Below are 7,697 nucleotides of genomic sequence, written 5' to 3'. Positions count from 1 at the left end.
TCATATCCCCGAATACTGGCTGTATGCGCGGTTTCCACTTTTGGTAGCATCGTTGCATGAACGGACCAATCCGCTCCTCGGGATCAACAAACATCGCTGATGAATGTCTGGTTTGGGCTGAGAGCGGTAGTTGCCTTGTGCTGAGGAGATGGCGGCGCTATGCGCGTTGCAGACTTCGCGTCCTTGTCGTTAACTTTGAGTCCCCGCCACGAGCGCAACTTGACCGATATTGCGCCGTGCACGAGTGTCTGTTCGTAACGAAACAGGCTTGCGAAACCGAAACGATGAAACTGCTGACACCAAGTATTGACCAAATACCCGCTTACGTTTCGGCACTTCGGCGAGGCTGGTCGCCAGACAACTTGCGTGCTGAAGCTGCAAAAGAGCAGATCGAAACTATATCGAATGATGCGAGATCGTTCGTTTCAAATCTCGACGACCCCACTCCAAAGGCCGGAACTGTCACTCTGCCAGATGGCTCGAAAGCACCTCGCCTGCCAAGCATCCGCAGGTGGATATGGGATGATGAGTTTTGCGGCCACATAGGTTTGCGATGGAAGCCGGGGACGGAGGAATTGCCCCTTACTTGTTCTGGTCACATCGGCTATTCCGTCGTGCCTTGGCGAAGAGGGGAAGGATTGGCGTCTGCCGCGCTGGTTGCAATGTTGCCAGAGGCAAAATCAATCGGGTTGAGCTACATTGAAATCACGACCAGCCCTGACAATCAGGCATCCGTGCGTGTCATCGAAAAAGCGGGTGGAAAATTTGTTAGAAGCTATATCGCTGACAAAGCTCTTGGCGGGCATGAGACGGTTGAGTTCAAAATTGCGTTGGTTTAGCGAACAAGTTCGGGAACCCGGCATTCATACTCAAGGTGTCTGACGACGGACACTCCCCGATTTTTTTGATCGCCTGCCGGGCATCCTCTACGTAATCTGCAATACTCAATCCAATAAGCTTGCTGTCGCGTTCGGGTCCGCTTGGAAGATCATGATAACGATAGGACAGGCTCTCGCAGGTATATCCTGATGCCTCGAATGGTGCCCGGACATTCTCCATCGTCCAGGCTGCCGCATTTGTACCCGTCAATAGGAGAACCGGTGGCCTAGGCTCACTCAGCATCTATACTCTCCACAAATTGCCCCAAGAAGACCTACGCACTGCCGTTGGATCGTCCAGCTACTCTTCACGAGATCTGACTGTGCAGCAAGGTGTCTGATGCCGAACTAGCTGCTGGATCGCAACACGGCACTAGACGTTCTGGAACCCAGATCCAACTCAGCGGATCGCCCAGAGACTGTTGATCTTCCCCGAGTTCAGAGCGGAGTGAACAGATAGAATGATGCGGCGTGACGCCAATTTATTTCCTACCGACCCGGAGCGGGCAGGGATTGGCTCAAGGCAGTTCCAGGAAGGGTCAAGATAGACGCAGAAAACAAATGGCTGAACAGAGTTCTGGACTGTGACATAGATGATCTTCGCCGAGGTTGGGTGTAGGTGAACTAGTAGTTGAAACGCAAACCTAAGCCGGCACCTTTATCGTAGGGGCGGTCGGAACCTATACCGATGAGGAAATCAGCATAAATTGCAATGCCAGGACTGAGGTTCTTACCAATCTGGAACTCAGCGGTCGCTGGCCAAGCATCGTTCTCCCAGTCATATGGTGCTTTGATATCAGCCTTGGCCCAGTACCCATCGCCAAACGGTTGTAGCGCAATCAACCGCATCGCGGTTTGGTTTATGTCCGTCGGGCCATTGTATGAAGCAAAATGCTGGAGCAGTGGGATCAGCGTCAGCCCTGATTTTGTGTTTGCAAAGGCGAACCCGCCAAAAGGCGCAATTTGATCGGACCCGGTTCCGATCCCTTTTTCTGGGTCGCCAAAGTCCAGTATCCACTCCAGGCCAATGGCCGACTTGATGGCCCATGTGTCGTTGAGCGGTCTCTGAGAAGGGAAATAGATCGCTTTGAGGCTCAATTTCTCAAAGTCAGTGAAACGCGTTCCGGTCACATCCGTTGAGTTGTAGTGCAACTCATATTTCAGTTTCAGATCAGGCCGCAGCATGTATGCGCCATCTATAAAGGCGTCCTGCTTGTCGGCACCGTTGCCCAAATCAAAATACTGATACCGGATGTCCGTGTTATTGACTGCGGCCAAAGGGTTTGAAGCGTTTTCATCGGCAATTGCTGGGGTCGAGACAATGCCAGTTGCCACTACAAGTACAAGCGCTTGGAATTTCATATTGTTTCCAGAAACTTTGTTGTGGGTGCCGAGCCCCACATCAAGCACATCATTTGTTGATGCGGGGCTTGCAGTACTTTTTGTTTTAGTCGGGCTGAATGTCCCGCTTGGCTACAAAGGCATCCACCGCTGCGACGGTTTCAGGACGAAGGTTCACGATACCTTCATAGGGACGTCCGGTCGCGGCCGGTTGATCGGGGTACATTTCCTTGAATTTCAGGTGGCGGGCAATAATACGGTTAAACTCATGTCCAGCCCATGCTCCGATCTCGGTCGATACGCTCTGTTCTTCGCGGGGGTCGCGGAACAGGTTGTAGAACTTGGCCACGATAGCATTTTCACCTTTGGCCGGAACTTTGAGTTTGATGTGTTCCTTTACCACCTCTTTCAGCGAATTGATCGAGTAGATCAGTACATGATCCCTGCGCCCATGCGTATCGCCAATAAACATCAGGGACGTCTGATCGACACCGTCAATGATCCGGTCGCGGGGGATGGCATCCATCGCTCCGCCGATACGCGCAATTGACGTGAACAAATCAGAGATATGAATAATGTCAGATACAATCGAGTCTCCCTCGATCAAGCCGGGCAGGCGGGCAAACGCGTCCACCCGAACGCCTCCTTCAGACGTATCGGCCTTGCCGCCGCGGAAGACCAGCGGCGAAAACCCACTGCCGGGGGCATATTTGGTGAAGTGACCGTTGTCGCCCATCAAAACGATCAGGGTATTGTCCCTGAGCCCCAGCGCATCGACTTCGTTCAGAATGACCCCTATCCATTCATCCAGCTCTTCCATGCTTTCAACGAATGTACCGCCGTTGGGTGTCGTGAACGCCTCTCTCGTCGTGCGCGTTGTCGACAGAGGGACAAGCGGCCAGTATTGCAGGAAGAACGGTTCATCCCGTTCTGCTAGCAGGCGCAACTGTTCCATCGCCTGTGCCTGATAGCGGATGTTCATTTCATTATATTTGTCCTGGGTCCATTTCTCACCCGGTTCCATATGGACTTCGCGGACCTCCCCGCCAATGACAGCTTCAAGGCCGGTAATCATGTGTCCCGGATCAGGGCGAAACCAATCATCCAGCGTGTATTTGGAGTTGTAGTTGTCTTCCCCTATGGCCATGGTGATTTCTTCCTTGGCTGCATCTTCGTTGAAGATGGCCAACTGGCCCTGCTGATGGATGGGGAACGCGGCGTAGTCAAAGCCCTGATAAGTAGGCCAGGATTCCTGAATGTCGCCCATGTGCCATTTGCCAACATGCGAGGTGTTGTAGCCTACGGATTTCAGAACTTCGGCAATTGTGACTTCTTCATCGGCAAGGCCAAAACCTGAAATATCGACGGCGGTATCGCCCATCCCATTGCGATACGGCTGGCGACCCGTCATGAAGGCGACCCGCGACGGTGTGCAGGACGGCTCGGTATACATGCGCGCAAACCGCATGCTTTCCTCTGCGAGCGCGTTGATATTGGGCGTCGAATACCCGCGTATCGCGTTCATCTCGGGCATACCCATGTCGCCAAAACCCATATCGTCAATAAGGATGTAGAAGATGTTTGGAGGGTTCCCTCCGTTTTTCTCACGAAAATCGGCCAGCAGTTGGTCAACCTGTGCGTCGTTCTCGACCCAAACGGCTTCGTTTTGTTGCTTCAGCACATAGTATTCCGCATCATGCACGATATTGCTGTCCTTAGCTGCCGCCGTGATAGCGGAGCCGGCAAAGACCAGCGCGGAGAGGAACAGTTTTGATTTCATGAGATACCCCTGTTTCATGATTTACTTGTTTTCAGACCTTCAAGGATCAGATGATGGCAAAAGGTTGAAAGGGAGAGTTCGCTGTCTTCAGCCTGTGAGCGCAACAACTCTTTTTCGCTTTTGGTTAGCAGCGTTACGACGCGTTCGGTGCGCGCAGTATCATCAGGCAACGATGGGCGTCCGAACCTCTTCCCTCTCGATTTGTCTGCTTTGTCTTGCAATTTTCCAAGCCTACATATTCGAATAACATTTCATGAAAACTACCTGCGGGGCGGAATGGACGACATCAAAAAACGATCAGCCCCCAAAAAAACCTGCGCCCCAAACACACTTTTTTTGCAGGACCCTTCGCAATTCCGCGAGCTGTCCCAATGGGATGTCGAGCTACGCCAAATTGAAGAGGGAACTATGAACTCTTCGGTATCCGTTTGGGCAGGTCTTGACCTTCAAATGATCGATTTGTCGTTTGATAAGGCTGTGTACCAAACCGGTGTTTCTCGCTCTGACATTCTAGCGTTTGGCTTACCAGACAAAGGGAGTGTACGGACTTGGCTTAACGGCTCACCCTCAGACACCGCTCTGATGAATTTTGGTAGCGGAGACCCTTTTGAAGGCGTGAGCAATTCAACGCTCACAGGCCTGACCTTTGCCATCGACATCCGAAGGGCTCAACGGATCGCCGACGATTGCGGTCTTGATATCAGCACCGCGCGAAATGACGCTTTAAGATCTTTCGTTAGCGACGCTGGCAAGCTTCATTCCTTAGTCAAAAACAAAGCGCGCTTTCTAATTGGATCAGCGGCCGGACCAAGCTCTGATAGTGAAGAGAGTGATATGATCTTAGAGCTTCTGGAAATGCTGGTGGTAGGCGAAAAATGGAGTGATCGGCGAAACAGTAAAAATAGAACCCGTTTAGCACAACAAGCCGTTGAGTTCATGCGGGCCCATTTGATGGATAACGTGTCAATCGGTGAAGTATGTGCAGATATTCAGGTATCCGCATGCACTCTTCGTCGCGCGTTTCAGGAAACATATGGGGTGAGCCCCAAGCAGTTTTATCTAAGAGCCCGTCTCGGTGCTGTGCGCCATGAACTGGTATCCTGCTCGCCAGAGGAGAGTATATCGGACATCGCAAACGCTTACGGATTTTGGCACATGGGTCAGTTCGCGCGAGACTACAGAGCACTCTTTGGACAACTGCCGACACAAACGTTGTCCGGCAAAATGAACTGAAACAGAGCTTGGCAAAAGTCTTTGGCGCAAAGTTTGTGTTAAGCAATTGTAGTTGTGTAGCCACTGTCAGAGTTCAGTGGCTAGCGACGCTGAGACCTTGGCAGTACGCGGCCTAACTTGTCCGCAACACGAGAATTGCAAAGTCGGATTTTGAAGGTCCGCTTCGGGCTGACAACCGTCATTGCTTGCGATAGTGCCGATGGCGGCTTTGTCCCGCTAAGCCGGAATTGCAAAGTCCTGGATTGAATGTCCGGTTTGGGCTGTCTGCGGTCCTTTGGAGCAAAAATGCGGATGGCTGCAAAGTCCGCATCTCAGAGATTGCAAAGCTTGGTGATGAAGGTCCGCTTCGGGCTGCGACCCGCCGAATGCAGGTGCAGCATGCCTTCGAATTTGCAGACTAGTTTTCATCAAATACTGACTAATCGCTCAATTTGAGCATTCTCTTTGTATCGAATGCCTCGACGTAGTTTTTCTCAGTGAATGGAGAATACTGCTCTGTCGTACCTGTCCGTAGTGCAAACTGTTCAGCGAAGTCTTCCAGCTTGAGTTCGCTTTTACCCTCTAGTTTTGCTTTGGTGAGGGTGTCAATCAACAGTTCGATCACAAGGCCCCATCGATGAGCACAAGCAAAGTCCAGTCGACTTAGAAATTCCATCGTTACCAGTTGGAAGATGTCAATTTCCGCCTCGTCAGCGTAGGCGAACAAAAGCTCGCGAAGTTCATCTTTATCACGCTTAAGTCTGATTTCATCGAAGTGAACGGGGTCCACAAGCGCGTCGAGTTGTTCGTAGGAGCGTACGTATTCGAACAAAGTGGGCACCCCGGAAAGGATCAACATCAAGGGCCAGCGGGGCTCTTTCATCATGGATTTGAAGCTGTCCAGAAATACCGTGTTCGATTTCACGCCCGCAGCAAACACGTGCTGGCACTCATCGTAGTGGATGCCCACAACGCCCTGGCGCTGAGCTTGATCCAACACTCGCTCCCAGATGTATTCTTGTGTACGAGCCCTTTGGACCTCATATCCTAGCGCTGAGAGCGTTTTGACGCCAAGGTCTTTGAAGCTCACACGACCGGAAAGAACGCAACTGACGATTTTCGCCGGTCTACCGTCGGGCATCTGTGTATTGCTCGCATTGAAGTCGCCAATCAGCTTCTTTAGCTCTCGGGATTTCCCGACTCTCGAGTTGCCGGTGACCACCAGGCCGCGTGCCTCCACACAATCATTCGTTTGGCTGATGAATTGGTATTCTAGGCACTTGCTGAACGCGGTCTTCAGCTCTTCCGCGCGAGGGAAACCAAGGTGATTTCTTTTCAATTGATCTACAATTTTGAACCTGTCTGGGTTGATAAAGCTCACGTGAATTTTCCTTTCTTCTTGGGCCGGCCCAAAGGACGGTTCATGTCGTTAATTGATGTCAGTTTTGTTTTCTCGGTGGCCGCAGCGTCTTGAGGCGCGTCGGCCGCTTTTTGAGTGATCGGACCTGGCGTTGAGGCATCCAATCCGGGGGCATCACCGGTCACTTTCGCCCCCAGGCCGCTACCCAAGGAAAACTCCTCCGGTTTGTCGGTTCCTGCACTGATTTCGCCGGATTGGAGTGTTGGAGCCTTTCTTGGTGAGGGAACTACGCGAGCACCGCTAAACATTCGTTCGCCCATCGCTTTCAACTCTCCGAATGTCGAGTAACTCCTGGAAAGACCGTGCTCGACACCGATCTTATTAAGTTCGGCATAGAACTTCTTTCTCGTCGCGATAATGCGATCCTCATAAATCTCAGAAACGTCCGGATGCTCCCTGCGGTGGGCTTGAAGCAACCCGAACACTTCAGGCAGCGTCAGATCTGCGAACGCTGTAATTTGGAGACGAAGCCGAAACACTTGCTCTTCATTGGGGATAACGGCAGTGGCATGCGTAAGGTTATCCGGGTCAATGAACACCGAGACCTTTGTTTTGGGATGGCGGTCAACAGCGCGCTGAAACTCATCCGAGTTGTACCAGATGCCGGAAAATGCCCTTACCCCCTCATCGGTGGGCGTGAGCGACTGCTTCAATCCCAGATGAATACGACGCCTGTCTTCATCGATTGGACGAAACAAACCGCGAGTTTCGTTGAGTTCCTTGAGGACTTCAGCAGGCCTGCGACCACCCATGCCAATCCCCATGTGGCGCCGCGAAGGGTACTCATCGATAAAATAGCGGGTCAAGATGCCGTGCAACTCTTCGGTGACCAACACCCCATTTGCGTTTGCATCGTATGAAGGCAGCTCGCCTGGCCTTCTGCCGGTATAGCCGTGGATCAGTTTAATGACTTGGGACTCAAGCGTGCCGAAGCTTCGCTCCACATTGGTCCTGTCCGTCGAGGCATAGGTTCTACCTGTCTAGCCCCCTCGTTCGGCACCACTAAATTGAGGTTTCTCTAATAAGGTTTCAGGCACAGGTGGGCGCATGTTCAGAGCATGATGTG

The 7,697-nt window shown here is 52.0% G+C and carries 7 protein-coding genes; 2 read left to right on the top strand and 5 right to left on the bottom strand.

Annotation, left to right across the window (positions count from 1 at the left end; genetic code table 11):
• Positions 1–284 precede the first annotated feature (284 nt).
• On the top strand, positions 285–839 hold the full coding sequence (locus ACR0J8_RS23640) for a GNAT family N-acetyltransferase (protein WP_171236387.1): 555 nt from the start codon (positions 285–287) through the stop codon (positions 837–839).
• A 663-nt stretch (positions 840–1,502) separates the two neighbouring features.
• On the opposite strand, the gene ACR0J8_RS23635 is transcribed toward ACR0J8_RS23640, so the two are convergent.
• Genes ACR0J8_RS23635 through ACR0J8_RS23625 form a run of 3 tightly spaced genes read right to left on the bottom strand, consistent with a single transcriptional unit; the run spans position 1,503 to position 4,169 of the window.
• Positions 1,503–2,288: a hypothetical protein gene (locus ACR0J8_RS23635; RefSeq protein WP_480892696.1), complete on the bottom strand. Its 786-nt coding sequence runs from the start codon at positions 2,286–2,288 to the stop codon at positions 1,503–1,505.
• A gap of 37 nt (positions 2,289–2,325) precedes the next feature.
• Positions 2,326–3,999: a sulfatase-like hydrolase/transferase gene (locus tag ACR0J8_RS23630; protein ID WP_170806690.1), complete on the bottom strand. Its 1,674-nt coding sequence runs from the start codon at positions 3,997–3,999 to the stop codon at positions 2,326–2,328.
• A gap of 14 nt (positions 4,000–4,013) precedes the next feature.
• Positions 4,014–4,169, bottom strand: a complete 156-nt coding sequence (locus ACR0J8_RS23625) for a hypothetical protein (protein WP_170380012.1) — start codon at positions 4,167–4,169, stop codon at positions 4,014–4,016.
• A 106-nt stretch (positions 4,170–4,275) separates the two neighbouring features.
• Between ACR0J8_RS23625 and ACR0J8_RS23620 the strand changes: the two genes are divergently transcribed.
• Positions 4,276–5,232, top strand: a complete 957-nt coding sequence (locus ACR0J8_RS23620) for a helix-turn-helix domain-containing protein (RefSeq protein WP_170483685.1) — start codon at positions 4,276–4,278, stop codon at positions 5,230–5,232.
• Positions 5,233–5,650: 418 nt separating this feature from the next.
• On the opposite strand, the gene ACR0J8_RS23615 is transcribed toward ACR0J8_RS23620, so the two are convergent.
• Positions 5,651–6,592 (bottom strand): TniB family NTP-binding protein, encoded by a 942-nt coding sequence (locus ACR0J8_RS23615; RefSeq protein ID WP_170738407.1) that lies wholly within the window; start codon positions 6,590–6,592, stop codon positions 5,651–5,653.
• The gene (locus tag ACR0J8_RS23610) at positions 6,589–7,575 is read right to left on the bottom strand and encodes a hypothetical protein (RefSeq protein WP_480892691.1); all 987 of its coding nucleotides are present in this window, start codon (positions 7,573–7,575) and stop codon (positions 6,589–6,591) included. Before ACR0J8_RS23610 ends, ACR0J8_RS23615 begins: the two co-directional genes overlap by 4 nt.
• Positions 7,576–7,697 lie beyond the last annotated feature (122 nt).

The organism is Ruegeria sp. N11 (assembly GCF_056531525.1).
Note: the sequence above shows the minus strand (reverse complement) of the source record. Positions and strands in the feature narration are given on the sequence as shown.